The sequence below is a fragment of the Pseudomonas shirazica genome, assembly GCF_015168335.1.
Classification (GTDB): Bacteria; Pseudomonadota; Gammaproteobacteria; order Pseudomonadales; family Pseudomonadaceae; genus Aquipseudomonas; species Aquipseudomonas asiatica.
Map to the genome: position 1 here is coordinate 1,282,232 of NZ_CP063456.1, position 26,759 is coordinate 1,308,990.

The window sequence follows — 26,759 nt, forward strand, 5'->3', positions numbered from 1 at the left end:
AGGGTGCAGCATCTCGATCTACAGGTGGTCCGCCAGGCGTTGCAGTGGTCGTGCGGCGGCCAGCGGGTGTGGTTGTGCACGGTACTCGCCACCTACGGCTCGGCGCCCCGTGCGCCGGGTTCGCTGCTGGCGGTGAACACCAGCGGGCAGTGGCTGGGTTCGCTGTCCGGTGGTTGCGTCGAGGACGACTTTCTCGAGCGCGTGGGCCGGGGGGAGTTTCCCGAGCCGGTGGCCATCGTGCGTTATGGCGATGGCAGCGACTCGCGTTCGAGTATCCGCCTGCCGTGTGGCGGCGTGCTGGAAGTGCTGGTGGAGAACCTGCCGGCCGAATGCGAGGTACAGGCGCACCTGCGTGAGCTGGAAAGCGCATTGCAGGGCCAGCGCCGTGTGCTGCGTGAAGTGAGCCTGCCCGAGGGCAGGCGCCTGCTTGCCGATGACCACAGCCAGGGGCCGCGTGTGCAGCGTGAAAGTGCCTGTGTACGCTTGCGTGTGGGGGCCGCCCAGCGCCTGCTGCTGGCCGGGTACTCCAGCGTCGCGCATTTCTGTGCCGAGTTCGGCAAGGGCATGGGCTTTGAAGTCATCCTCTGCGAGCCGCGTGACGAAGTGCTCGACGGCGTGCGGCTGGATGGCATCGAGGTGCGTCGCGAGCTGCCATCGGAGTTCATCGCCCATGGCGGTTGCCATGCCGACACCGCGGTGGTGGCGCTGACCCACGACCCGAAGATCGATGACCTGGCCATGCTCGAAGCGGTGCGCACCGAGGCGTTCTATATCGGTGTGATGGGCTCCCGGGTGACCTCCGACAAGCGCCGCGAACGCCTGCGGCGGATCGGTGGCCTGGGCGAGGTCGAACTGGGCCGCATCCACGCCCCGATCGGCCTCAACCTGGGCAGCAAGACCCCGGCCGAGATCGCTTTGGCGGTGCTGGCCGATATCCTTCGCGTGCGCAATGGTATCGAGCGGGTGGCGCTGTGAGTGTGGTTGCACTGATATTGGCTGCTGGCAGCAGCGTGCGTTTCGGGGCTGACAAGCGTCGGGCGCTGTTGGTTGATGGTCGCAGCTTGCTGGTGCACAGCGTGGAGCGGGCCTGTGCAGTGTTCGACGATGTGCGGGTGGTGTTGCGCGAGGGGGAGCGGGGCGTGGATCTGGGGCTGCCTGCGGGGTGCCGGGTCATCTCCAGCCCGGACTTCGCATTGGGCATGGGCCATAGCCTGGCGGCCGGCGCCGCCTCGCTGGCCGACAGTGAGGCGCAGGCAGTAGCGATTCTGTTGGGTGACATGCCCTGGCTGGAGCAGGCAACCCTTGCCCGGCTGGCTTCCAGGGCCAGCGCGTCGACCATCGTGTTGCCTTGCCATGAAGGGCAGCAAGGGCACCCTGTGCTGTTCGGGCGCGATTTCTGGCCGGCGCTTGCGCGCCTGACCGGCGATGAAGGGGCGCGTTCGGTGGTCAAGGCCAACCCGGCGAGTTGTGTCAGGGTAGAAGTGCCGGATACCGGTGTGCTGCTGGATGTCGACAAGCCTGATGCGGTGCACCGGTGAACGCACTTGTCAGGGCCTATTCATCTTCTTCGTCAGCCAGCTCATAGGGTTGAAGCTCGCTCAGTTGGGCGAGCAGTACCAGATGCTCGACTGCTTTGAGCTTTTCAAGCCGCTCGAGGCTGTCTGACCCTCCCAGCATCAAGGCAGGAACAAAGCCATACATTTCGTCTGCGGCCAACGTGCCGAGCCGTTCCCTGGCGGGTTCGAACAGGTCGTCGAAATAGATGCATTCGGTCATCAGCCACATGAGCAGGCCGTGGATCTTGTTGTCCCGCTCTTCGTCGCCTGAGCTGTGGGCGCCATCGAGGTAACGGGAATGGTACGCCGCAATGGTCAGCACCGAGCCGGTGTTCTCACCCCACAGGTACAGGTCGCCAAAAGCGCTACGGGCGATGAGGTGATAAGTGTCGCGTGCTTCGAAGTGCGTGCCTGACAGCCAATACGCTACTACGTCTTCGTAATCCTGAGGGTTTACCAGCCAGAACAGACCACCGCCGTAGCCGCACCAGCCGTGCTCTTGCCAGTAATCCAGGAGACGATTGGGGAGTTTGCCTTGGTAATGATCGAGGGCAGAGGGCGGTACTGGTTGGTGGCCGACGGGGTCGCCGAAGGTTTCGAGGAAGATGCTGAAGATGACGTCCATTTGATTAAGTCCGTTTTAGTGTTTAGAAGTCGGAGAAGCTGTAGGGTACCAGTGCCGAAAGTTGTGAAAGCATAATCAAGTGTTCAATTGTTTTTACTTTTTTAATTCGCTCCAGTCTTGCTTTTCCGCCGAAGACGAGTGCGGGGACGAAACCATACATTTCATCGTGATTGAGTGGGCCTAGATTGTTTCTTGACGGTTCGAATAAATCCTCGAAGTCATTGCTGTCCTTTTTAACCTGTAGAAAGAAAGATTGAACGTGCCTGTCAATGTTTGCTATTCGGCGGTTGTTGCCGCAATAGTGTGAGATATGGCTCGCAATGCATAGTGAGAAACCGGTTCTCTCTCCGTATAAGTAGAGGTCGCCAAACGCCCCGCGCGCGATCACATGGTAGGTGTCATGTTCGGCCAGGGACGTACCGTCAATCCAAGATGCAACGACGCCTTCATACTCTTGGGGGTCGACGGTCCAAAAAATACCATCACCATATCCACACCAGCCATGTGTCGTCCAATGTTCCAATAATTTCTTCGGCAGCTTTCTCCTGTAACGCTCGATGGTTGAAGGAGGAACCTCTTGCTTGTGAATAGGTGGTCCAATTGTATCGATAAAGACGGAATAGACGTCATCCATCATTTGGCTCCATATCAATCTAGCACTTGATCAGTTTGATGTTCATGAAGGAGGCATCTCCGCCTGATTTCAATGCTTCTTCGGCAGCTTGCTGTATACCCTTGATCTTGCTTTTCCACTGTGGGCCAATGGTGGAGTTGACTTGTTTGTCACCGAAATCGGCAATGACATCTCTTCCTCCAGCGGTCAGGTCCGGGTTGTGCAATGCCGCGAGCGTTGCCATCGTCTCCTTCGCTAATTTTGCAGCCGTCCTTTGGGCTTCACGTGGGCTCAAATCGTCTGGCAAGTCGTCCAGTATCCGTTGCTCTAACTTGTCTTGCATCTGTTTACGAGCTTTGCGCGCTACAATTGGGTTTCGCTTTACGGGATTGGCAACGTTTTCTAAAAACTCCTCAACCGTCAGCCGATTCAACCCATCCTGCTGCCCCTTCAACTGCCGTTCAAACTCGCCATGCTTGGCGGGTGGCAATTTGTCGGCCTTGAAGCACGCCACGGTATGCAACGGCATGCTACCGGGCTTCCCTGTCGAGGGCTCCTTGTCTTTCCCTGCCGGCCGATCAGGCTGCATCGGTTGCGGCTCACCCACCGCCCCCTTGCGCCGCTCCGGCACCTGCAGGTCCGGCCGTTTCTTCAACCCCTCTTCATGCTTGAGCATCCATTGCCCCAGCCGCGCACCTTTGCGGCTGGCCGCCATCTCCTGCGCGAGCACCCGGGCATCACCGCGGCCGCGGGTGAGGTACGACACGATCGCCCCCAACAACAGCAGCACGACTTCCACGTGGGCTTGGGCAATCTGATGCGTCGCCCGGGATATCGCATAGGGGTCGTCCCGGCAGAGCGGGCCCGTGCCTTCATTGCCGCAGGTGCCTTCCCAGGCGAAGCGAATGCCGTCGACGTAGTACTCGCCGATACGCGGCAAGCCCTCGATGAAGAACTCGGCGATGGAAGCCAGCCCTAGCGCGCCGAGGATCCAGCCACTGACCTTGAGGCCCATGGCCGCGCCCGCGCCGGCAAACGGAATGGTTCCGGCGCCGCCGGCGAATGCGCCAACCCCCGCGCCAAGCAGGCCACCGGTAATGGTGCTGCCGGCGACGATCATCGCCATCTGCCGCACGACCATCAGCAGTTCGTCGACGATGCTGTTGATGTCGAGGTCGGCGAAGCGCTGGCGCAGCATGTGCGCCGCCTGCCATTCGGCGTGGTAGAAGGCGGTGCGGACGGCTTCTATCCGGCGCAGGTTGAGGCCTAGCGAGGCGACCTCTTCATTGAGGCTGGTGCGGAACTGGCCACCGCTTTGGTAGCCCACCATGGCGATGACACGTGACTCGATCTCGTGCCAGGAGGGCACGAGGTAATCCAGGTACATGAGGTGTCTCCCTGACAGCGTGTGCAGGGGGAAATCCCATCATGGATTCGGATCCGAAGTTTCTGAGCCAGTTGTAGGAAAATGCGACTTCGTTTCCGGCGTGTTCGGCGGAGTTAGGCTGTCGGGGTGGGCCTTGGGTGGGGCTTTAAATGTTTGTCGCTCCCGGGAGCGTGTGGCAGTTGCGCGGTGCTCGTTGCCGCAGGCGCCATACATCCCCAATCCCCCACAAAAGGTCCATAATCCCCCCTTAATCCGCCCAAGGTGCAATGCCAGCTACACCATTCCGGGAGCCCCACCATGCACGTTCTGCTCTGCGAGGACGACGACCTGATCGCCGCCGGCATCTGCGCCGGCCTTACCGCCCAGGGCCTGACCGTGGACCGTGTGGGCAACGCCGCCGATGCACGGGCGATGCTGCAGGCCGCGCAGTTCGACGTGATGATCCTCGACCTTGGCCTGCCCGACGAAGACGGCCTGAAGCTGTTGCGCCGCCTGCGCGAGAAAGGCGAGACGCTGCCAGTGCTGGTGCTCACTGCCCGAGATGCGGTCACCGACCGGGTCGATGGCCTGCAGGCCGGCGCCGACGATTACCTGCTCAAGCCGTTCGACCTGCGCGAGCTGGCTGCTCGCCTGCACACCCTGCTGCGGAGGGTGGCCGGGCGGGCGGTGAATGTGATCGAACACGGCCCGCTGCGCTATGACCCGAGCAGCTGCGAGGCAACCCTGGCCGGCCAGCCGGTCGACCTGTCCCGGCGTGAACAGGCATTGCTCCAGGCGCTGCTGCAGAACCCCGGGCGGGTGCTGTCCAGCGAGCAGCTCAAAGACTGCGTGTACGGCTTCAGCGACGAAGTCGAGAGCAATGCCCTGAACGTGCATATCCACCATCTGCGGCGCAAGCTGGGCAACGGCATCGTCGAGACCGTGCGCGGCCTGGGCTACCGGCTGGGCCCGGCGCAGGCGCCGGAGCAGGCCGCATCATGAGCCTGCGGGTACGCCTGAGCCTGATCCTGGGCAGCGCCTTCGTGATCATCTGGGCGCTGGCCGCCGCGTGGATGCTGCGCGACCTGCGCCAGCAGATGATGTTCTCCCTCGACCAGCGCCTGGTGGCTTCGGCGCGCATGGTCGCCGGGCTGATCGACCAGCTGCCGCAGCCGCTGACTGCCAAGGGTGGGGAGGCGCACTTTTCCGCCGACCAGTTCAGCGTGCCGGACGGCATGGCTTGCCAGGTCAGCTCGCTGCGTGGCGAGATTCTCGCCAGCAACCACAAGCACGATGGCGTCATGGACGATGAACGCAGTGGTTTCCGAGACCAGACTATCGACGACGCGCTGTGGCGCACCTTTACCTACAACCATGGCGATGTGCGCATTACTACCGCCGACCGGCACATGGAGCGCGAGGCACTGAACCAGTCGATCCTGCTGGCGGCCTCGGCGCCGGTGCTGATGGCCCTGCTTGGCAGCCTGGGGTTGTTGTGGATCGGCCTGGGCAAGGGCCTGGAGCCGCTCAACCGCATGCGCGATGCCCTGCGCCGCCGGCGCGCGGACAGCGTCGAGCCGCTGCAGGTGGCGGGCATGCCCAGCGAACTGCAACCGTTGCTGGAAACCCAGAACCAGCTGTTCCTGCGCATTGCCCAGACCATCGAGCGTGAGCGGCGCCTGACCGACGATGCCGCGCATGAACTGCGCAGCCCGCTGACGGCGATCAAGACCCACCTGCAGGTGGCACGGATGACCGATGGCGCCGTGCGCGAGCAGGCGCTGGAGCATGCCGAGCAGGGCGCCGACCGCATGCACCGCACGCTGGAGCAGTTGCTGATGCTGGCGCGGGTGGAAGGCAGCCTGTCGTTCGAGGATGGCGTGCAGTGCAGCGCCGAGCAGGTGGCCCGGCAGGCGGTGCAGGATGCCGGCGGCGGTGACAACCGGCGCATCGTGTTGCGTTTGCCTGACGCCGCTACGCAGATCTACCTGGGCATGCCTGCGCCGTTGGCGGTGGCGGCGCTGCGCAACCTGCTGGACAACGCCTTGCGCCATGGCGGCGACGAGGCGGTGGAGCTTGAGGTGCAGATGGCTGACGGCCAGGTGGGCTTCATGGTGCGGGACCATGGGCCGGGGATTGCCGAGGCGGACCTTGAGCACCTGACCGAGCGCTTCTGGCGTAACGGGCAGAGTGGTGGATGCGGGCTGGGGCTGGCGATCGTACAGGCGATCGTGCAGCGTTGTGCCGGTAGCCTGAAGTTCGACAGCCGCAGTGATGGGTTGCGGGTGTTGTTGCAGGTGCCGGCGCGCTCGGGGAATTGATTTTTATTGCCTGTGCCGGCCTCTTCGCGGGTAAACCCGCTTCCACAGGTACTGCATCAACCCTGAGATCTGTGCCAATCCTGTGGGAGCGGGTTTACCCGCGAAGAGGCCGGGCCTGCTTTCAAAAATCCCACAGCAACCGCTAAATCCTCCCCGCACTCAAGCGTTTTCCAAGCGACGAACACCCGCACTTTCGCTTGCTTGCGAGGATTCACCCATGTCCACCGCTTCCTGCCTTGCCCAGGTCCCGCCGGCCAGCGCGCCGCGTGCCTTGTACGAGTTCACCGATTCACCCTTGCTGCAACGCCAGCAACAACAGGAGTCCAACGCCCGCAGCTACCCGCGGCGCATCCCCCTGGCACTCAAGCGCGCCCGTGGCATCCATGTGGAGGATGTCGAAGGCCGCCAGTTCATCGACTGCCTGGCCGGCGCCGGCACTCTGGCGCTGGGCCACAACCACCCGGTGGTGGTCGAGGCGATCCAGCGGGTACTGGCCGATGAACTGCCACTGCACACCCTGGACCTGACCACGCCGGTCAAGGACCGCTTCGTCCAGGACCTGTTCGGCGTGCTGCCCGAGGCGTTACGCCGTGAAGCCAAGGTCCAGTTCTGCGGCCCGACCGGTACCGATGCGGTGGAAGCAGCGCTGAAGCTGGTGCGCAGCGCCACCGGCCGCAGCACCGTGCTGGCCTTCCAGGGCGCCTACCATGGCATGAGCCAGGGGGCGCTGAGCCTGATGGGCAGCCATGGGCCGAAGCAGCCGTTGGGGGCCTTGCTCGGCAACGGTGTGCAGTTCATGCCGTACCCCTACGACTACCGTTGCCCGTTCGGCTTGGGCGGCGAAGCCGGGGTCAGGGCCAACCTGCATTACCTGGAAACCCTGCTGCTCGACCCGGAAAGCGGCGTGCCGCTGCCAGCGGCGGTGATCCTCGAGGTGGTGCAGGGCGAGGGCGGGGTGATTCCGGCCGATATCGAGTGGCTCAAGGGTGTACGCCGTATCACCGAGCAGGCCGGCGTGGCGTTGATCGTCGATGAGATCCAGAGCGGTTTCGCCCGTACCGGGCGCATGTTCGCCTTCGAGCATGCCGGCATCATCCCGGATGTGGTCACCTTGTCCAAGGCCATTGGCGGCAGCCTGCCGCTGGCGGTGGTGGTGTACCGCGACTGGCTGGACACCTGGAAGCCGGGCGCCCACGCCGGCACTTTCCGTGGTAACCAGATGGCCATGGCGGCGGGCTCGGCAGTGATCGATTACCTGGTCGAGCATCGCCTGGCAGAGCATGCCGAGGCCATGGGCCAGCGCCTGCGCCAGCACCTGCAGCAGTTGCAGCGGGATTATCCGCAGTTGGGTGATATTCGCGGGCGTGGCCTGATGCTTGGGGTGGAACTGGTGGATCCGCAAGGCCACAGGGATGCGCTTGGGCATCCGGCGGCCAACCGTGAGTTGGCGGCGAAGGTGCAGCGCGAGTGCCTCAAGCGCGGGCTGATCCTGGAGCTCGGTGGGCGGCATGGGGCGGTGGTGCGCTTCCTGCCGCCGTTGATCATCAGTGGCGAGCAGATCGATGAGGTCGCGCAGCGCTTTGCCGAGGCGTTGATCGCGGCGGTCTGATCGATTGCCTGGGCCGCTGCGCGGCCCTATCGCCGGCAAGCCGGCTCCCACAGGGACTGCGCCGACCGGAAGGCTTGCGCTGTACCTGTGGGAGCCGGCTTGCCGGCGATAGGGGCGCAAAGCGCCCCCTGGCAATCCCGGCTACCAGCCGCGCCCGGAATTCACCCAGAAGTTCACCGACAGCGAGGTGGTCACAGACTCCACCTGGTGGAACCACCCTTCGGGCAGGAACAACAGGTCACCGGCCTGCAGCACCACGCGCAGGAACGGCACCTCGCGCGCCGCCGGGAAGCGCTGGTAGTCCGGGGCGTCGGGGTTGAAGTCGCAGCCGTCCAGGCCGCCCTTGGGGCTGGTCGACCAGGTACCCAGGGCCGGGCGATGGTGCGGCGCGGCAAGGATGAACGACTTTTGCCCCCATACCTGTGCGAACAGGTTGTCGGTGTCGTCGCGGTGCAATGGCGTCAGTGTGCCCTTGGGACCGATCCAGATGCGCGGCGCAATGAACTTCTCGCGGGCGAAGTACTGCGGGTAGCGAATCAGCGTCAGCAGCTTTTCCGGCACGATGTTGTTGCCCATGTAGGCCGGGGTTTCGCCGGGTTTGGCAGGGGTGTCCAGCGAGGCGATGAAGTCGGCCATGGAAGTGGAACGGAAGTCGCGGTCGGTGGAGAAGGTCTTCTTCACGTAGTCGCCGTGCCGGGTGATGCCCTGCAGTTCGGCGAAATGCTCCAGCGAAGCTTCGCGGCCCATGGTGAACAGCGGCCAGTCCTGCAGGGCATCGCTGATGACCACCGGCGTGCCGTGCGCCAGGTATTCGCCCTGGAAGCGCGCCAGCGGCATGTCGGCGCGGGCAATGCGTGCCACCTCGCGCTGCACCGGTTGCGCGGCCGACACCCGTTCGCTGAGGCGTGCCGGTGTCGGGTAGCGTTGGTTCATCGACACCTTGGTCGCCGGCGCGCCGCGCCGGGCGTTGCTGATGATCTGCGGCAGCAGGGTGGCCAGGCCCATGTTGCCGCTGATCTTCAGCCGGGCGCTGGCGAACAACTCTTCGACGTTGGCGGTGCCACCCATGATGCAGATGAAGTCACGCTCGGCCACCTCGATGGTGACGTCCGGGGCGCTGTGCCGGCCGGCACCGGTGCGGCTGCTGTCGCGCACCTCCGACCAGAAGGCCCGGTCCTGGCCGAAGACGAACTGGAAAACGCCTTCGATGCCGACGGCATGGGCGTTGGCGAACAGTTTGCTGAGGATGCTCTGAAGGTCCACGGTATGCCTCTGGCGGTCTTTCGTTGTGCAGGGATAACGAGTGCTTGCACCAACGATTTAGCCGTCTGGGTGGGTAATTTTCCGGGTTGCTGCTACGTCCCGTAGGGAGGCTCGAGTCACATTGTTCACCCAAGGAACCCACATGGCACTGCACCCTGATCTGGCGGCATTTCTGGAACTGGTCGAATTTGGCCGGCTGACGGGCAGGAGCCTGCCCATGCACGCGATGGACGTGGCCCAGGCCCGTGCCGAGTTCGAAGGCAGCTCGCAGGTACTCGACCCGAGCCCGCCCGGCAACGTCAGGGCCAGCGAGTTGCAGATTACCGCGCGCGACGGTGCCCGTCTGGCTGCTCGTCTGTACCGCCAGGGCGATGCTGGTGCTGCCTTGCAGCCAGTGATCCTGTACCTGCATGGCGGCGGCTATGTGGTCGGCAGCCTCGATTCACATGACTCGGTGTGCCGTCGCCTGGCGGCCCTGGGCGAGTTCGCGGTGCTGGCGGCGGACTACCGGCTGGCGCCGGAGCAGCAGTTCCCGAAAGCCCTGCACGATGTACTGGACGCCGCCAACTGGCTCGCTGAGCAGGCGGCCTCGCTGGGCCTGGACAACCGCCGGGTGGTGCTGGCAGGGGACAGCGTGGGTGCCAGCCTGGCGGCGGTGCTGGCCATTACGGCAGTGGAGCAGCCCGAGGCGCTGGCGTTCAAGCCGCTGGCACAGTTGCTGTTCTACCCGGTGACCGATATCTCCTGCTGGCGTGAGTCCCATCGCGAGCATGCCGAGGGTTACCTGCTGGAGACACCTACCCTGGAGTGGTTCTACCAGCACTATGCGCCGCAGCGCGAGCAGCGCCTTGACTGGCGGGTATCGCCGTTGCTGTCGACGCTGCGCGAGCCATTGGCGCCGGCTTGCCTGTTCGTGGCTGAATATGACCCGTTGCATGATGAGGGCGTGGCCTATCGTGACTGGCTGGTGGCGGGTGGGACGGCGGTGACCTTTGCCCGGGTGGAGGGGTTGACCCATGACTTCTTGCGCATGTCGGGGATTGTGGGGCAGGTGGAGGGGATTTACCGGGATGTCGGGGAGTGGTTGAAGCGGGTCGGTGGCCAGTCCTGACTTGAGCTCGCCGGGGGCGCGTTGCGCCCCTATCGCCGGCAAGCCGGCTCCCACAGGCACCGCACATGACTTGAAGTCGGTGCGGTCGGGGTGGGAGCTGGCTTGCCGGCGATAGGGCCGGTACTGGCAACCATCAAGCGCGCAGGTAGCGCTTCAGAATATCCACCAATCGCTCGATCTCCGCCTCGGTATTCAACAGCCCAGGCGCCGTCCGCACCACCGGCCCGACATCCCGGGACACCGCATCGACCACGATGCGCTGGCTGTTGAGATACCGGGCCACCTCGTCAGCATCCTGCCCCGTGACCCGGAAGAAGGTGAACCCCGCCGAATACTGCGTGCTGCGCGGTGTCACCAGCTCGACCCCCGGCAGCGCCTCAAGCCGCTGCCTGAGATAGCCATTAAGCCCATGAATCCGCGCCTGCACCGCCGCCTTGCCCAGCTGCAGGTGCAGCTCGAACGCCTTGCCCAAGGCCCAGCGGTGCTCGAACGCGTGGTAACCCCCGGGCGTCATCACCGTGGCAAAGTCCTCGTTTTCGGAAAACGTGGCAATGGTCGGGTTCAGTTGCTTCAGTTCGGTGGACGCCGCGCAGATGATCCCCGTACCTCTCGGCCCGAACATCCACTTGTGCGTGCCGGCGATGAAGTAGTCGCAGTTGAGATCTGCAAAGCGCATGTCTTCGACGCCAAAGCCATGCACACCGTCGATCACGTAGATGATCTGGTCCTGCTCGTCACGCTGGCGATTGACCTCGCGCACCAGCGCGCCGATCTCGCCCACGGGCAGTTTGACGCCACTGCCCGAGTGCACCCAGGTCATGCCCAGTACTCGTGTTTTCGGCCCGATGGCTGCGGCGATGGTGGTCAGTACCTGGTCGCTGTTGACCTTGGCGGGGTCGTCGAACAGGCGTAACCGGTGCACCGGTGTGCCATCGCGCGTGGTGCGAAAGCCCATGGTATGGCGGGCGGCCGAATGCTCGTGCACGGTGGTGAGAATTTCCTGCCCCGGGGCAATCTTCAGCCCGCCATAGATCAGCCCCAGGCCTTCGGTGGTGCTGCCGGTCAGGGCAATTTGCCGGGGCGTCACTTCGAGGTAGCGGGCTGCCCATTCACGCACGGCGGCCTCGTGCTTCCACTCCGATTGGCTGTCCCAGTCGACCATGCGGGCCGGGTGGTGGTCGAAGCGGGCGCGTAGCGCCTCGATGGCTTCGCGCACGGGCCGTGGGTGCGAGGTGATCAGGAAGTTGGCAAAGTGCGCGTACGCCGGGTCCAGCTCGAACAGGTTGCGAAACCCGGCCCAGTCGCTGGCGGTTGCAGGCTGCGCAGCCGCCGCTTGGGCGGCAGGCAGCAGTGGGCCTGTGAGGGGCAGGGCGGCCGCAAGCAGGCCGGCCTGCTTGAGAAAGGTGCGACGATCGTTCATCAAATGGCTCGCAAGGGTCAGGGGGATGAGGTGGCGACAGGATGCGCGGCGCGCTGCACCTGCTCCCACACCCGCAGGAAGTTGCCGCCCCAGAGCTTGGCGATATCTGCTTCGGAGTAGCCGCGGCTGATCAGTTCAGCGGTGACGTTGCGTGCTTCACTGGCGTTTTGCCAACCGTCGATGCCACCGCCTTCGTTGAAGTCCGAGCTCAGGCCGACATGATCGATGCCGATCTTGCGCACGGTGTAGTCGATGGCGTCGCCATAGTCCTTGAGCGTGGCCGGCGGCTCCTCTTCGAGAATGCCGTACAGCGCGTTGGCGTACTGGCCGACCTTCTGCTCGGGCCAGCCGGCGATCACCGGGTCACCTGGCATCAGTGCGTAGTCGAGGTTGGCCAATGGCGGCAGGTCGTAGCGGGCGCGCAGGGCGTTGAGTTTGTCCTGGGTCTTGCTGCTCAAGGGCTTGAGGTAGGTGGAGAAGGCCACCAGCTGGACCACGCCGCCGCTGTCCTTGATCAGTTGCAGCTCCTTGTCGGAAAGGTTGCGCCTGATGTCGACCATCGCCCGTGGCACCGAGTGCGAGGCCACCACCGGCGCGCGGCTGAGGGCAACGGCCTGGGCCAGCGCCTTGCTGGACATTTGCGACACATCGATGATCACGCCCAGGTCGTTCAGCCGCTGCACGGCGCGCTTGCCGACCGGCGACAGGCCGTCCAGGGCATCGGCGGTGTCATTGAAGAACGGCAGCGGACGCGAGGAGTCGGCCCAGCTGTTGTTGCCCACATAGCTGAAGCCGAACATGCGCACGCCGCGCGCGGCCCAGCGGTCGAGCTGGTCGATGTCATCGCCCAGCGCATAGGCGTTGAGCATGCTGAGGAACACCGCGAACTTGCCTTCGCCGTGCAGGCGCCGCATGTCTTGCGGGGTATAGGCAATACCCACCTGCTGCGGGAAGTCGCGGACCATGGCGGTGATGGCGTTGTAGCGCACCTCCTGGGTGTGGCGGGCGGCTTCGACGAAACCTGGGGTCGGGCGGTGCGGGCCGCCGTCTCCGGTCCAGGACTCTGGCCAGGCGAAGATGGTCAGGGCCGCGCCGGACAAACGCCCGCGTGCGGCCTTGGCCAGGTCGAAGCGGCCATCGCCATCCTTGTCGGCCTCACTGCCTTCGGTGCCGAAGGTCAGCGGCAGGGTGACGTGGCTGTCGAACGAGATGATGCGTTCCTGCAGGTCGTTGGCCTGGCGGGTCACCTCCCTGGAATAGCCAGCGGGTGTGGCGAAGTAGTGCCAGGCGGCAAACCCGGCACCAGCGGCAACCGCCGCGGCCAGGCTGATAAACAGGGCTTTCTTCCAGCGTGGAGTCGTCATCTTGGTCTCAGTAGGTTCACCGTCGAGGGATGGGCACAGAGGCCGCCGCTACCTGCAGTGAACGAGCTTGCACCCGGGAAATTTAGCCGCTATCAGGTCGCTGGCGCAGGGCCCTGTAGGAGCGGCCTTGTGTCGCGATAGGGGTGCGCAGCGCCCCCAGGATCTTCGCACCTCTGCAAAATTGCCGGGGCCGCCTTGCGGCCCTTTCGCGACACAAGGCCGCTCCTACATTGACCGAGTTGCCCTCAGGGGCGGGGGTGGCAAGCCGCTAAATTTCGCCTGCCGTGCAACGTTCTAGCCTTGGACGGGCCGTGCTCCATGGCCGCAATGAATGCACAGGTATGCAATGACGATTTCCCGACGCGGTTTCATCGCCGGTGTGGCACTGACGGGTGTGGTGGTGCCCGGTGCGCTGGGGGCGCTGTATGTGCAGCGCCAGCGTGCCGCCGAGGAATTCCCGGAAACCCCTGGCGAGGCCGTCGTCGAGTTGGCCGATACCCGCCTGCAGCAGTTGGGCGATACCCTGCGCGGCATCTGGCGCTGGACGCTGCTGGGCAAGGATGCGGGGCTGGACGGCCTACCCACGAGTGAACTGGAGCTGTTCCTGGATGTGGCAACCAGCGGACGCGCCCTGCGCGGCTACCTGGATACTCCCGAGCGCCTGCGTGGGCAGGATGAGCCGCGCTACCGCGTGATAGGCGACCTGCTGGCGGACAAACCGGGCACCCTACGCTGGCGCCTGTTTTCGGCCCAGGCCCGCTATGAATGCCATATCGTGCTCGACGAGGTCTGGGGCCGGTTCGGCAACGCCGGGCCGGCCACCCTCAACGGGCGCATTGCACGCCTGGACCGCGCGCTGACTTTGCCTGTGGAGGACAACCAGTTCCTGGCCTTGAAGCGCACCTTCCCCGAGGCGCGCGAGCGTACCCCGCTGAACCCGCAGTTGTTGGCCTGGCTGACCACCCCGGAGCATCGCCTGTTCCACCAGCTGTGGCACTCGTCGCGGGACAAATGGCACAAGCTGGGCAAGGACAAGCAGGGCGCCCTTCGTGGCCTGGGCTGGCAGCCCGGGCCACGTGATCGCGAGCGTGACGCGCGGGGCCGGCACAAGGACCGCAACGGCTCGGGAGAAGACTTTTTATTCATGCACCGGCACATGCTTGGCAGGGCCCGTGCCTTGCAGGACTTGCCGTCATGGACGCGCTTCCCGCTGCCGCAGCCGGAACTGGAGCGCGACCGGGCCGGGTTCGCCCGCTACTTCGACAACCATGACGGCAATGCCCTGCCGCCCACCTGGCTGGCTAGCGGTGATGCGGAATACACCCAGTGGGTGCGCGACATCAAGACGCCGGATACCTTCCATGGCAACTTCCAGGTCTGGGAGTCACGCTACACCGACCCGGAGTACCTGAGCACCTTGACCCTGGGCCAGTTCGGTTCGGAAGTGGAGCTGGGCCTGCACGACTGGCTGCACATGCGCTGGGCGTCGGTACCGCGCGACCCGTCAAACGGTATGCCGGTGCCGACGGCGCGTACGCCGGATGATTTTGCCGAACGCTGGTTCGCAGAACAGAACGATTTTCTCGGTGACCCGTTTTCATCTCATGTGAACCCGGTGTTCTGGCACTTTCATGGCTGGATCGACGACCGCATCGAGGACTGGTTCCACGCCCATGAGCGGCTGCACCCAGGCGAGGTACGGCGCCTGGAAGTCAATGGCGTACCATGGTTTGCGCCAGGGCGCTGGGTGGAGGTGGCCGACCCGTGGCTGGGGCCGGATACCCATGGTTGCTCGACGGTGCCGGGTTTGCGGCCCGGGCGCAGTGTAGAGATGGACCCGGAGACCATGAAGCTGGCGTTGCGCATCATCTACAGCGATGACGACCTGCTCGACAAGCTGCGGCCCAAGGTACCGCAGCGGCCGTGGTATGCGCGCAACCTGAAGGTGGCGCAGCGCTCGCGTTGAAGCCCCCGAGGCTTGCGCCGCCTTTTTGTAGGAGCGGCCTTGTGTCGCGATGGGCTGCGCAGCAGCCCCCGGATTTCAGCGTTGATGCGGATAATGCCGGGGCCGCCTTGCGGCCCATCGCGACACAAGGCCGCTCCTACAACGGGGCGCGCAGGTGTTCTAGTTGCCAGCCACCCCCCAATGCCTTGTACAACGCCACGCTACCCTGCAACCGGGCCAGGCGCAGTTGGGCCTGCTGGTCCTGCGCCGCATACAAGGTGCGCTGAGTCTCCAGCACGCTCAACAGCGTCTCCGCTCCTGCGCCATAACGCTGCTGCGCCAGGTCGAATGCCAGGCGCGCCTGCGCCACTTCTTCATCCTGCCACTGCCGCTGGCGGTCCACGCCCTGGATCGCATTGAGCGCCTTTTCGACATCGGCAAAACCGGCCAGGATGCTGCTGCGGTAGGTCTCCAGCAACTCTGCCTGTTCAGCCTCGGCCAGTTCACGCGCGGCGCGCAGGCGGCCGTTGTTGAAGACCGGCGCGACCAGGCCGCTGGTGAGGGTGTAGTAGGAGCTGTCGAACAAATGGGCAAAGGTATTGGCGCCAGCTCCCAGGTTGGCCCCGAGGGTGAGCTTGGGCAGCATGGCGGCGCGGGCGACCTGCACATTGGCGCTGGCGGCGGCGAGCCGAGCTTCTGCTGCGGCAATGTCCGGGCGGCGGGTGAGCAGCTCGCTGGGCACGCCGCTGCCAATGGCGGGCCATTGCAGGGTGTTGATCGCGTCCTGGCTAGTGGGCAGCGACTGCACCGGGTCGCCGAGCAGGGTTGCCAGGGTGACCCGGCTGTCTTGCCACTTCTGTTCCAGTAACGGCAACTGACGTTGCTGCGCGGCCACCAGACTGCGCTGCTGGGCCAGTTCCAGGCGCGTGGCGGAACCGCTGCGCTGGCGTGCTTCGACCAGGCCCAGCACGTCCTTGGCATTGCGCAGGTTGAGGCGGGCAATGCGCAACTGTTCCTGCAAAGCCAGGCCCTGCAGGTAACTGTCGGCCACCGCGCTGACCAGGGTCAGCTCCACGGTCTGGCGGTCGAAGCGGCTGGCATCCAGGCTGCGCAGGGCGCTGTCACGGGTCGCTCGCAGGCCACCCCAGAAGTCGATTTCGTAGCTGGCGCTGAGCTGCATGTCGAACGAGGTGCTGGTGGGTTCGCCGCGGCTGACATCCAGCTGGTCGTAGCCGTCACCGTGCAGCAGGCGTTGGCGGCTACCATCCAGGCCCAGCTTCAGCTCCGGTAGCAGCGGCGCGCCGGCGATGACTGCGCGGGCCTGGGCCTGGCGTACCCGTGCCGTGGCAGCAGCCAGGTCGTGGGCATTGTGCAGGGCGTGCTGCACCAGGCGGTCGAGTTCGCGGCTGGCGAAGGCTTGCCACCACTGCGTCGTTGGCAGTTGGGCCGAGGGTGATGCGGCCTCGCCTTGCCAGGCAGATGGCGCGGCAATACCGCTGGCGGGTGTTTGCGGCGTGCTGCAGGCGGCGAGGCATACGCACAGGGGCAACAGGCTGATGCGGCTAGGCAGAGTCATGGGTTATTCGCTGGTAAGGGCTTTGACCGGGTCGAGGCGAGCGGCCTTGCGCGCTGGCATGAAGCCGAACACGATGCCGGTGACGACAGCACAGGCGAAGGCGCCGAGCATGGCAGGCAGGGCAAAGGCCACCGCCACTTCGGCCAGCATCAGGCCGCCACCTATGGCCAGGGCCAGGACGATGCCGGCCAGGCCGCCGACCATCGACAGCATCACCGCCTCGCTGAGGAATTGCCGCAGGATGTCGCGCTGGCGCGCGCCGGTGGCCATGCGGATACCGATTTCACGGGTGCGCTCGCGCACGGTCATCAACATGATGTTCATCACGCCGATGCCGCCCACCAGCAGCGAGATCGCGGCGATCGCCCCCAGCATCAGCGACAGGCTGTTCTGCGTGCGCGCTTCGGCCTGGATCAGCGCCGCGTCATTGGCCAGCTCGAAGTCCTGGCGGCCGTTGTGGCGCTGGCGCAGCAGCTTGTCGATGGCCGCTTCGGCCTCGTTGACACGCGTGGAGTCCAGGGCGGCAACGGCGATGTAGTCCGGGTCACGCTGGCCGAACAGGCGGATGGCTGCGGCGGAGTAGGGCACCACGATGCGCCCGTCGCTGTCCTGGTCGCCAGAGCTGGCGCCCTTGCCGGCCAGGATACCGACCACCTGGAACGGCACATTGCCGATCAACAGGTACTGCCCCAGCGGGTCGCGCCCAGGGTCGAGCATCTTTTCCCGCACTTTCTGGCCGATCACCGCCACCGCGGCAGCGTTGGCTTCATCGGCATCGCTGTAGAAGCTGCCTTGCACCGCCGGCCAGTTGAAAATTTCGGGGAACCCGGTGTTGTTGCCACCCACATAGAACCGCTGGCTGTTGTTGCCGTGGCGCACCATCATCTTTTCGCCGATCACCGGCATCACGTGCTTGACCTGTGGCAGTTGGCCGATGGCGGCGACATCGTCGAGGGTGATGGTGCCAGCCTGCTCGCCCAGGCTCGCCGGCTTGCCGTTCAGGTAGAGGATGTTCGAGCCGAAGGCTGCCATCTGCGCCATGACCTGGCGCTTGCTGCCTTCGCCCACTGCCAGCATCACCACCACCGAGGCCACGCCGATGACGATCCCCAGCAGGGTCAGGGCGGTGCGGAAGCGGTTGACCCACATCACCCGCCAGGCCGCCTGCAGGGCTTCGAACAATTCACCTTTCCATGCCCCGTGCAAGGTTGCGCCATGGTCCAGGCGCTGGCGCAGCTGGTCGGCCTGTAGCCCGCGACTGTTTTCGACCATGGGCTTGTCGGCGGCCGAATCGCTGATGATCAGGCCGTCGCGAATTTCGATCACGCGCTGCGCCCGCGCCGCGACATTGCGGTCATGGGTGATCAGGATGATCACGTGGCCCTGGCTGGCCAGCTCGTCGAGCAACGCCATCACTTCGGTGCCGCTGTGGCTGTCGAGGGCGCCGGTGGGTTCGTCGGCGAGGATGATATGGCCACCGTTCATCAACGCCCGGGCAATCGACACCCGTTGTTGCTGGCCGCCAGACAACTGGTGCGGGCGGTTGCCAGTGCGGCTGGCCAGGCCCAGGCGGCCGAGCAGGGCGCTGGCACGGGCGTGGCGTTCGTTGGCGGCGATGCCGGCATAGGTGGCCGGCATTTCGACGTTTTCCTGGGCCGAGCCCGAGGGGATCAGATGGTAGCCCTGGAACACGAAGCCGAACGCCTCGCGGCGCAGCCAGGCCAGTTCATCGCTGCCCAGTTCGGCCACATCCTTGCCGGCGAAGCGGTAGCTGCCGGAAGTGGGGCGGTCGAGGCAGCCGAGGATATTCATCAAGGTCGATTTGCCGGAGCCAGAGGCGCCGACGATGGCGACGAACTCGCCGGGATGGATGCGCAAGCTGATGCCATGAAGGATATCGACCTTGGGCGTTTCGATGCCGCCGTAGGATTTACGGATGTCGACCAGCTCGATCAGGGGTGTGCTCATTCAACCTCCGCTGACGCCAGGGGCGCCTATCACCAGGCGTTCGCCTTCGTTGAGGCCGTCCAGCACCTGCACGCGCAGGCGGTCGCTTAGGCCGGTGCGTACCTGGCGCTGTTCCACCTTGCCGTCGCGGGTCAGCACATGCGCCAGGCGCAGGCCATCGCCGTCGTCCAGCGCGGCCAGTGGTACGGTCAGCACCTGGCTGGCTTTGCCGGCGACAAAGAACACCTGCGTGGTCATCTCGGCCATCAGGGCGCCGTCCGGGTTGTCGACATCCAGCAGCACGCTGTACTGCACCACCTGGCTGCCGGCACTGCCATTGCTGACGCTGGCCGGGCTGCCGCCGCCCTGGCTGGCCTGCTCCAGTGGCTTGGGCGGGATCGGCAGCACTTGCCGCACGGTGCTGGTCCAGCGGCGCTTGCCGCCGGCCAGGGTGGTGAAGTAGGCGGTCATGCCCGGGGTGACCTTGCCGATGTCGGCCTCCGACACCTGGGCCCACACGGTCATCGGCGAGAGCTTGGCGATGCGCAGGATCAACGGGGTTTGTTGTTGGGCATTGAGGGTTTGCCCCTCACGGGCGTCCACCGCCACTACCGTGCCGTCCATCGGCGCGTAGATGCGCGTGTAGCCCAGCTCGGCCTCGTCGCTGCGCAGGCTGGCCTGGGCCTGGCGGATCTGCGCCTGGAACATGTCGATGCGCGCCTGGGTGACCTTCAGCTGTGCGGCGGCCGTTTGCACGTCCTCGTCACGGGTGGCACCAGCGGTGGCCAGCTCCCGTTGGCGTTTGAGCTGCTGCCGGGCCAGTTGGAACTGAGCGCGTTGTTCGGCCAGCTGGGCCTTGAGGTTGTCGATCGAGTAGCGGCCGGCATCCAGCCGGGCCTGCTGGGTAGAAGGGTCGATCTCGACCAGCAGCTGGCCTTTGCGCACCGTGTCGCCGACCTCCACATGCAGGGTGTGGATCTGCCCCGATGCCTGGGCACCGACGTCCACGTAGCGCCTTGGTTGCAGGGTGCCCAGTGCGGTAACGCTGCTTTCGATGTCGGCGCGGGTCACGGCAACCGTGCTGATTGGCTGTGCACCGTAGGGCAGGGCCTTCCAGGCCAGCAGGCTGCCCAGGCCGAGCAGGCCCAGGCCGCTGAGCAGGAGCCGGCGACGGGTGTTGGTTAAAGGTCTCATGCAGACATCCAGGCGAGTGGGTGCCAGATAGACGAAAGCAGCAGGAGGGGATTTAGCGAATATTGAGTAGGGGCTGACAGGTGTATGGCGACGGGCGCTAGATCGCCCATGACATACCCTTGTTGCTGAGAATAATTATAATTTGTAAGATCGCACGTTGACATCACTCGGTCCCGCGTTGCTGCCTGAAAGGGCTTTCTGGCATAGGCTGGCAGGACGATCTCAGGTAACGTCGTGGAACATTACTATCGCGAACTGGTGGGTTTCCTTTCTTCGCGCCTGGGCAGTCGTCAGGCCGCCGAAGACGTAGCGCATGATGCCTACCTGCGAGTGCTGGAGCGCACCGACGCCGAGCGCATCGAGCACCCGCGTGCTTTCCTTTACCGCACCGCGCTCAACCTGGTTGTCGACCGCCACCGCCGGCACCAGGTGCGCCAGGCCGAGCCACTGGAGGTGCTGGACAACGACGAGCGCTGGCACACCCCGGCGCCGACCCATGACATGCAGCTCGACCAGCGCCTGGCGCTTATGCAGCGTGCCCTGGATGAGCTGAGCAAGGTCTGCCGCGACTGCTTCCTGCTGCGCAAGCTCGAAGGCTTGTCACACCACCAGATTGCCGAGCACCTGGGTATTTCCCGCAGCCTGGTGGAAAAGCACATCGTCAACGCCATGAAGCACTGTCGTGTGCGCATGCGCGAGTGGGAATCCTGATCGCCGGGTTGAAGGCGGATGAAAATTCCGTCAGTCGATCACTTGATTTCCACGGTTTTCCCGACTTCTATCAAAGAAGACCCTTGCCAGGCGTAGCCTAGGCAGCAGCCGTTACTGGCGCAGTATGGTCATGGAGCCTAACCATTTCCCAACTGCCCAGGTCCCACCATGGCCAACAAGACCCTGCGCATCCTCATCGCCGATGCACACCCCTGCCAGCGCCTGCAACTGGAGCGGCTGCTCAACGGCCTGGGCTACTACCGGATAGCGCCAGTGGAAAGCTTCGAGGAGCTGCAGCGCCTGGTGCTGAGTGCCTTGCAGCCTTTCCACCTGTTATTGGGCAATATCGAGCTGGCCAGCCATGTCGGGGTCGATCTGGCGCGCTTCTGTCGCGTCAGCACGCAGATCCAGCATGCCCTGCTTTATCACTCCAACCAGTTGCAAGTGCCGTTGGTGCCGCAGACCGAGCGCCAGGCCGTCAGCATGAGCTTGCCCCAGGTGCCCGACAACGAGGCACTGGAGGCATTCATGGCGATCATCGATTCGCCGCTGCAGGTCGGCAGGCTACCGCTGCCGGGCGCCATGCCGGCTGCCACGGCGCGGCCACGGCCGAAGGCCAATTTCGTCAATACCATGTTCAACCGCTAAAGCCGCAGCGGGCGGGGCAAGGGGGCAGCTATTTGCTATCCTCTTGCCCTTTGCCGATTTGCGGACCCTGCCATGACTGCCATCGATACCGCTCGCCCGCCACGGTTCAGCCGCGGCGACCACCGGACCCTGGGCCTGGCGGCGTTGGGCGGCGCGCTGGAGATCTACGATTTCATCATCTTCGTATTCTTTGCGCTGACCCTAAGCCAGTTGTTCTTCCCGCCCGAGATGCCCGAGTGGCTGCGCCTGCTGCAAAGCTTCGGAATCTTTGTCACCGGCTACCTGGCGCGGCCGCTGGGCGGCATCCTTATGGCGCACTTCGCCGACCACCTGGGACGCAAGCGGGTCTTCAGCCTGAGCATCCTGATGATGGCCCTGCCGTGCCTGTTGATCGGGGTGATGCCGACCTACGCCGACATCGGCTACGCTGCACCGCTGATCCTGCTGGCACTGCGTATTTTGCAGGGCGCGGCGGTGGGCGGCGAGGTGCCGAGTGCCTGGACCTTCGTCGCCGAGCACGCGCCAGCCGGGCGGCGCGGTTATGCCCTGGGCTTCCTGCAGGCCGGCTTGACCTTTGGCTATCTGCTGGGGGCACTGACCGCGACCTTGCTGGCGCAAGTGTTCACCCCGCAAGAAATCCTCGACTACGCCTGGCGCTACCCGTTCCTGCTCGGCGGGGTATTCGGCGTGATCGGCGTGTGGCTGCGTCGTTGGCTCAGCGAAACACCGGTGTTCCTTGCCCTGCGCGCGCGCCAGGAGCAGCCGGTGAGCTTCCCGCTGCGGCGGGTGCTGGGCGAACACCGCCGGGCTTTGATCCCGGCGGCGCTGCTGACCTGCGTGCTGACTTCCGCCGTGGTGGTGCTGGTGGTGATTACCCCGACAGTGATGCAGCAGCGCTTCGGCATGAGTGCCGGGCACACCTTTGCCCTTAGCAGCGTGGGCATCGTCTTCCTCAACATCGGCTGCGTGCTCGCCGGGCTGCTGGTCGACCGTGCAGGCGCCTGGCGCGCGCTGATGCTCTACAGCCTGTTGCTGCCGGTGGGCATCGGTGCGTTGTATGCCAGCCTGGTGGGGCAATGGGGCATGACCTGGCTGGCCTATGCGCTGGCGGGCCTGTCCTGCGGCGTGGTGGGCGTGGTGCCGTCAGTGATGGTCGGGTTGTTCCCGGCCGAGATCCGCGTGTCGGGCATCTCCTTCACCTATAACGTGGCCTACGCGCTTTGGGCCAGCACCACGCCGCTGGCGCTGATTGCGCTGATGCCGTGGAGCCCGTGGGTGTGTGTCGGCTTTTGTCTTGCCATGGGCACGGTGGGGTTGCTGACGGCCTTGTACTTCGGGCGTCGGGAACCATTGGCGTTCGCGGCAGAGCCGATGCCGGTAATGTGTGGTGAAAAATAGTTTTCTGTTGTTTGTTCTGGCCTCATCGCCGGCAAGCCGGCTCCCACAGGGATAGCGCATGGCTCGAGGTCGATGCGGTCGAGGTGGGAGCTGGCTTGCCGGCGATGAGGCCGGTACAGGTAAAACAAAAAGCCCCCGGCTCGTGAGAACCGGGGGCTTTTTGTTAGTGCAGGGCAGGGGCCTTACATGTTCGGGTAGTTCGGCCCGCCAGCGCCTTCAGGGGTGACCCAGGTGATGTTCTGGGCCGGGTCCTTGATGTCGCAGGTCTTGCAATGCACGCAGTTCTGCGCGTTGATCTGGAAGCGCTTGCTGCCGTCTTCCTGGGTGACAACCTCGTACACGCCTGCCGGGCAGTAGCGCTGGGCCGGCTCGTCGTACAGCGGCAGGTTGCTCGCGATCGGCACGTTCGGGTCGGTCAGCTTCAGGTGGCAGGGCTGTTCCTCTTCGTGGTTGGTGCTGGAGAGGAATACCGAGCTGAGCTTGTCGAAGCTGAGCTTGCCGTCCGGTTTCGGGTAATCGATCTTCTGCGACTCGGCCGCCAGCTTCAGGCAGGCGTAGTCCGGCTTGGTGTCGTGCAGGGTGAACGGCAGCTTGCCGCCGAACCAGTTCTGGTCCACATAGTTGAATGCCGCGCCCAGCAGCGGGCCGAACTTGTGCATGGCCGGGCCGAAGTTGCGGCTGGCGAACAGCTCCTCGTACAGCCAGCTGGCCTTGAAGGCGCTGACGTAACCGTTGAGCTGGTCACCGCCTTCGCTGCCGGCGATCAGTGCATCAGCCACCGCTTCGGCGGCGAGCATGCCGGACTTCATTGCGGTGTGGCTGCCCTTGATCTTGGCGAAGTTCAGGGTGCCCAGGTCGCAGCCGATCAGCGCGCCGCCGTTGAAGACCATTTTCGGCAGCGAGTTGAAGCCGCCCTTGCAGATGGCACGGGCGCCGTAGCTGATGCGCTTGCCGCCTTCGAGGTATTGCGCCATCACCGGGTGGTGCTTGAGACGCTGGAACTCGTCGAACGGCGACAGGTACGGGTTGGCGTAGGACAGGTCGACGATCAGGCCGACCACCACCTGGTTGTTTTCCAGGTGATAGAGGAACGAACCACCAGTGTTGTCCTTGGCCATGACGTCCAGCGGCCAGCCAGCGGTGTGCACCACCAGGCCCTGCTCGTGCTTGGCCGGGTCGATTTCCCAGATTTCCTTCAGGCCGATGCCGTAGTGCTGGACGTCGGCTTCGCTATCCAGGTTGAAGCGCTTGATCAGCTGCTTGCCGATGTGGCCACGGCAACCTTCGGCGAACAGGGTGTACTTGCCACGCAGCTCCATGCCAGGGGTGTACATGCCGTCTTTCGGGTTGCCTTCACGGTCCACACCCATGTCGCCGGTGACAATGCCGCGCACCACTCCGTTTTCATCGAACAGCGCTTCCTGGGCGGCGAAGCCCGGGTAGACTTCCACGCCCAGGTTCTCGGCCTGCTGGGCCAGCCAGCGGCACAGGTTGCCCAGGGAGATGATGTAGTTACCCTGGTTGTGCATGGTCTTGGGCACGAACAGGTCAGGCACCTTGGTCGAACTGCCTGCATCCTTGAGTACGTAGATGTCGTCACGCTTCACTTCGGTGTTCAGCGGCGCGCCGAGCTCTTTCCAGTCGGGGAACAGCTCGTTCAGGGCGCGGGGTTCGAACACCGCGCCGGAGAGGATGTGGGCGCCGACTTCAGAGCCTTTTTCCACCACGCAGACGCTGATTTCGCTACCGGCTTCGGCGGCCTTCTGCTTCAGGCGGCAGGCGGCGGACAGGCCCGCCGGGCCGGCGCCGACGATGACCACGTCGAATTCCATGTATTCGCGTTCCACTGGTTCTCTCCTACTCATCAAGGCTCGTGCTGTTGCTTTGTCTTATTGGGTGCGCGGGGCATTCGCAGCGGTTCTACGCAACGGCGGAACTGTAGCTGGGCAAATGACGGACTACACCGTTTTGTCTTGGCCGCGCATTATATCTACACCACTTGGCGGGTCCAATACAAACGTTTGTTTGAATTTGCCGCAGGCCAGTAAAATCACAGGAACGCGGCTGGAGGGTGACCGATTTGCCGTATTGACCGGATTGGGTGTTACGGTCAAGATACGAGCGGTTTTACGTTCGCCGTAGGCTTGCAGCCGGGCGCAGGTACACCTCTAAAGACCAGGTGTGGAGCAGGGTTTTGCGGCCTTTGGCCGGTTTGTAGTGGAGTTTACACGCCACGACAGAAAATGACCCGTGAGTATTTGTCGCAAGAGTCCGGACAAGACTGTTCGGTCACTGTGAAGTTACCGCCTCCCGGTACGTTTTTAGAGGTGCCCTTGTACCCACGCGCATCGCAGGGCTCTGCCCCTGGCGACTATCTATTCACCGGAGAGTAACGAGGAATCCATGAAGGTTCTTGTAGCTGTCAAACGAGTGGTCGACTACAACGTCAAGGTTCGCGTCAAGGCGGACAACTCCGGCGTCGACCTTGCTAACGTCAAGATGTCCATGAACCCCTTCTGCGAAATCGCCGTGGAAGAAGCCGTACGCCTGAAGGAAAAGGGCGTCGCGTCCGAGATCGTCGTCGTTTCCGTCGGCCCGGCCACTGCCCAGGAGCAACTGCGTACCGCCCTGGCCCTGGGTGCCGACCGTGCCATCCTGGTCGAAGCCGCTGACGAACTGAATTCCCTGGCTGTGGCCAAGGCGCTGAAAGCCGTTGTCGACAAAGAGCAGCCGCAGCTGGTCATCCTCGGCAAGCAGGCTATCGACAGCGACAACAACCAGACTGGCCAGATGCTGGCTGCGCTGACCGGCTTCGCCCAAGGCACCTTCGCCTCCAAGGTCGAAGTGGCTGGCGACAAGCTGAACGTCACCCGTGAAATCGACGGCGGCCTGCAGACCGTTGCACTGAACCTGCCGGCCATCGTCACTACCGACCTGCGCCTGAACGAGCCACGCTACGCGTCGCTGCCGAACATCATGAAGGCCAAGAAGAAGCCGCTGGAGACCGTTACTCCAGATGCGCTGGGCGTTTCCCTCGCCTCCACCAACAAGACCCTGAAGGTTGAAGCCCCGGCTGCCCGCAGCGCTGGCATCAAGGTCAAATCGGTGGCCGAACTGGTCGAGAAGCTGAAGAACGAAGCGAAGGTAATCTAAATGACTATCCTGGTTGTCGCTGAATACGAAAACGGTGCCGTAGCCCCGGCCACCCTGAACACTGTTGCCGCTGCCGCCAAGATCGGTGGTGATGTGCACGTGCTGGTCGCTGGCCAGAACGTGGGCGGCGTTGCCGAGTCCGCAGCCAAGATCGCTGGCGTGGCCAAGGTGCTGGTTGCCGATAACGCTGCCTACGCCCACGCCCTGCCAGAAAACGTTGCGCCGCTGATCGTCGAGCTGGCCAAGGGCTACAGCCACGTGCTGGCTCCGGCCACCACCAACGGCAAGAACATCCTGCCGCGCGTTGCCGCGCTGCTGGACGTGGACCAGATCTCCGAGATCATCTCGGTCGAGTCCGCCGACACCTTCAAGCGCCCGATCTATGCCGGTAACGCCATTGCCACCGTGCAATCGAGCGCTGCCATCAAGGTCATCACCGTGCGTACCACCGGCTTCGACGCCGTGGCCGCCGAAGGTGGTTCGGCTGCCATCGAAGCCGTCGGCGCCGCGCACAACGCCGGCATCTCGGCCTTCGTTGGTGAAGAGCTGGCCAAGTCCGACCGCCCAGAGCTGACCGCTGCCAAGATCGTCGTTTCCGGCGGCCGTGGCATGGGCAACGGTGACAACTTCAAGCACCTGTACAGCCTGGCCGACAAGCTCGGCGCTGCCGTCGGTGCTTCGCGCGCCGCGGTCGACGCCGGCTTCGTGCCGAACGACATGCAGGTCGGCCAGACCGGCAAGATCGTCGCGCCGCAGCTGTACATCGCCGTCGGTATCTCCGGCGCGATCCAGCACCTGGCCGGCATGAAGGACTCCAAGGTGATCGTGGCGATCAACAAGGACGAAGAAGCGCCGATCTTCCAGGTAGCCGACTACGGCCTGGTCGCTGACCTGTTCGAAGCGGTTCCGGAGCTGGAAAAGCTGGTCTGATCCGCCTGC

At 64.4% G+C, this 26,759-nt stretch carries 22 protein-coding genes; 12 read left to right on the forward strand and 10 right to left on the reverse strand.

The features are described from left to right. The first annotated feature begins 3 nt into the window (after positions 1–3). Together IMX18_RS05840 and IMX18_RS05845 are read left to right on the forward strand one after the other, a co-directional pair. A complete protein-coding gene (locus IMX18_RS05840) occupies positions 4–975 on the forward strand; it encodes an XdhC family protein (protein WP_015271121.1) in 972 nt (323 codons plus the stop codon). Next, the gene (locus IMX18_RS05845; RefSeq protein WP_015271120.1) at positions 972–1,538 is read left to right on the forward strand and encodes a nucleotidyltransferase family protein; all 567 of its coding nucleotides are present in this window, start codon (positions 972–974) and stop codon (positions 1,536–1,538) included. The genes IMX18_RS05840 and IMX18_RS05845 overlap by 4 nt, the downstream gene beginning before the upstream one ends. Before the next feature lie 16 nt (positions 1,539–1,554). On the opposite strand, the gene IMX18_RS05850 is transcribed toward IMX18_RS05845, so the two are convergent. Genes IMX18_RS05850 through IMX18_RS05860 form a run of 3 tightly spaced genes read right to left on the reverse strand, consistent with a single transcriptional unit; the run spans position 1,555 to position 4,181 of the window. Next, entirely contained in the window at positions 1,555–2,181 is a 627-nt protein-coding gene (locus IMX18_RS05850) for a GAD-like domain-containing protein (protein WP_015271119.1), read from the reverse strand. 22 nt (positions 2,182–2,203) lie between these two features. Continuing rightward, on the reverse strand, positions 2,204–2,815 hold the full coding sequence (locus IMX18_RS05855; protein WP_015271118.1) for a GAD-like domain-containing protein: 612 nt from the start codon (positions 2,813–2,815) through the stop codon (positions 2,204–2,206). A gap of 19 nt (positions 2,816–2,834) precedes the next feature. Then, positions 2,835–4,181 carry a DUF6861 domain-containing protein gene (locus IMX18_RS05860; RefSeq protein WP_085720457.1) on the reverse strand — a complete coding sequence of 449 codons (1,347 nt, stop codon included), beginning with the start codon at positions 4,179–4,181 and terminating at the stop codon, positions 2,835–2,837. 297 nt (positions 4,182–4,478) lie between these two features. Here IMX18_RS05860 and IMX18_RS05865 point away from each other — a divergent pair, with 297 nt between their 5' ends. From IMX18_RS05865 to IMX18_RS05875, 3 genes are all read left to right on the forward strand, one after another. After that, positions 4,479–5,162, forward strand: a complete 684-nt coding sequence (locus tag IMX18_RS05865; protein ID WP_015271116.1) for a response regulator — start codon at positions 4,479–4,481, stop codon at positions 5,160–5,162. Further along, a complete protein-coding gene (locus IMX18_RS05870; RefSeq protein ID WP_015271115.1) occupies positions 5,159–6,481 on the forward strand; it encodes an ATP-binding protein in 1,323 nt (440 codons plus the stop codon). Before IMX18_RS05865 ends, IMX18_RS05870 begins: the two co-directional genes overlap by 4 nt. A 217-nt stretch (positions 6,482–6,698) precedes the next feature. Continuing rightward, a complete protein-coding gene (locus IMX18_RS05875) occupies positions 6,699–8,090 on the forward strand; it encodes an aspartate aminotransferase family protein (RefSeq protein WP_015271114.1) in 1,392 nt (463 codons plus the stop codon). 141 nt (positions 8,091–8,231) lie between these two features. Here IMX18_RS05875 and IMX18_RS05880 read toward each other — a convergent pair whose 3' ends face one another. Beyond that, positions 8,232–9,353: a cupin-like domain-containing protein gene (locus IMX18_RS05880; RefSeq protein WP_217190193.1), complete on the reverse strand. Its 1,122-nt coding sequence runs from the start codon at positions 9,351–9,353 to the stop codon at positions 8,232–8,234. 142 nt (positions 9,354–9,495) lie between these two features. Here IMX18_RS05880 and IMX18_RS05885 point away from each other — a divergent pair, with 142 nt between their 5' ends. Then, positions 9,496–10,464, forward strand: a complete 969-nt coding sequence (locus IMX18_RS05885; RefSeq protein ID WP_015271112.1) for an alpha/beta hydrolase — start codon at positions 9,496–9,498, stop codon at positions 10,462–10,464. A gap of 133 nt (positions 10,465–10,597) precedes the next feature. Here IMX18_RS05885 and pvdN read toward each other — a convergent pair whose 3' ends face one another. Then, entirely contained in the window at positions 10,598–11,884 is a 1,287-nt protein-coding gene (gene pvdN, locus IMX18_RS05890) for a pyoverdine-tailoring periplasmic protein PvdN (protein ID WP_217190191.1), read from the reverse strand. Between the two features lie 17 nt (positions 11,885–11,901). Next, positions 11,902–13,248: a pyoverdine-tailoring dipeptidase-like protein PvdM gene (gene pvdM, locus IMX18_RS05895; protein ID WP_054572527.1), complete on the reverse strand. Its 1,347-nt coding sequence runs from the start codon at positions 13,246–13,248 to the stop codon at positions 11,902–11,904. Between the two features lie 346 nt (positions 13,249–13,594). On the opposite strand from pvdM, the gene pvdP reads away from it, so the two are divergent. Continuing rightward, entirely contained in the window at positions 13,595–15,214 is a 1,620-nt protein-coding gene (gene pvdP, locus IMX18_RS05900) for a pyoverdine maturation tyrosinase PvdP (protein ID WP_015271109.1), read from the forward strand. 136 nt (positions 15,215–15,350) lie between these two features. On the opposite strand, the gene IMX18_RS05905 is transcribed toward pvdP, so the two are convergent. The 3 genes from IMX18_RS05905 to IMX18_RS05915 are packed head-to-tail and all read right to left on the reverse strand — an operon-like array spanning position 15,351 to position 19,910. Further along, positions 15,351–16,769, reverse strand: coding sequence for an efflux transporter outer membrane subunit (locus IMX18_RS05905; protein ID WP_015271108.1), 1,419 nt, complete (start codon positions 16,767–16,769; stop codon positions 15,351–15,353). Between the two features lie 3 nt (positions 16,770–16,772). Then, positions 16,773–18,737 (reverse strand): MacB family efflux pump subunit, encoded by a 1,965-nt coding sequence (locus IMX18_RS05910; protein ID WP_015271107.1) that lies wholly within the window; start codon positions 18,735–18,737, stop codon positions 16,773–16,775. Beyond that, entirely contained in the window at positions 18,738–19,910 is a 1,173-nt protein-coding gene (locus IMX18_RS05915) for an efflux RND transporter periplasmic adaptor subunit (RefSeq protein WP_015271106.1), read from the reverse strand. A gap of 234 nt (positions 19,911–20,144) precedes the next feature. Between IMX18_RS05915 and IMX18_RS05920 the strand changes: the two genes are divergently transcribed. From IMX18_RS05920 to IMX18_RS05930, 3 genes are all read left to right on the forward strand, one after another. Then, positions 20,145–20,621: a sigma-70 family RNA polymerase sigma factor gene (locus IMX18_RS05920; protein ID WP_015271105.1), complete on the forward strand. Its 477-nt coding sequence runs from the start codon at positions 20,145–20,147 to the stop codon at positions 20,619–20,621. Between the two features lie 168 nt (positions 20,622–20,789). After that, a complete protein-coding gene (locus IMX18_RS05925) occupies positions 20,790–21,269 on the forward strand; it encodes a hypothetical protein (protein WP_015271104.1) in 480 nt (159 codons plus the stop codon). 72 nt (positions 21,270–21,341) lie between these two features. Then, on the forward strand, positions 21,342–22,667 hold the full coding sequence (locus IMX18_RS05930; RefSeq protein ID WP_217190189.1) for an MFS transporter: 1,326 nt from the start codon (positions 21,342–21,344) through the stop codon (positions 22,665–22,667). A gap of 182 nt (positions 22,668–22,849) precedes the next feature. On the opposite strand, the gene IMX18_RS05935 is transcribed toward IMX18_RS05930, so the two are convergent. Then, the gene (locus tag IMX18_RS05935) at positions 22,850–24,514 is read right to left on the reverse strand and encodes an electron transfer flavoprotein-ubiquinone oxidoreductase (RefSeq protein ID WP_015271102.1); all 1,665 of its coding nucleotides are present in this window, start codon (positions 24,512–24,514) and stop codon (positions 22,850–22,852) included. A gap of 556 nt (positions 24,515–25,070) precedes the next feature. Here IMX18_RS05935 and IMX18_RS05940 point away from each other — a divergent pair. Beyond that, a complete protein-coding gene (locus tag IMX18_RS05940) occupies positions 25,071–25,820 on the forward strand; it encodes an electron transfer flavoprotein subunit beta/FixA family protein (protein WP_015271101.1) in 750 nt (249 codons plus the stop codon). Further along, positions 25,821–26,750: an electron transfer flavoprotein subunit alpha/FixB family protein gene (locus IMX18_RS05945; RefSeq protein ID WP_085691592.1), complete on the forward strand. Its 930-nt coding sequence runs from the start codon at positions 25,821–25,823 to the stop codon at positions 26,748–26,750. Positions 26,751–26,759: the final 9 nt, after the last annotated feature.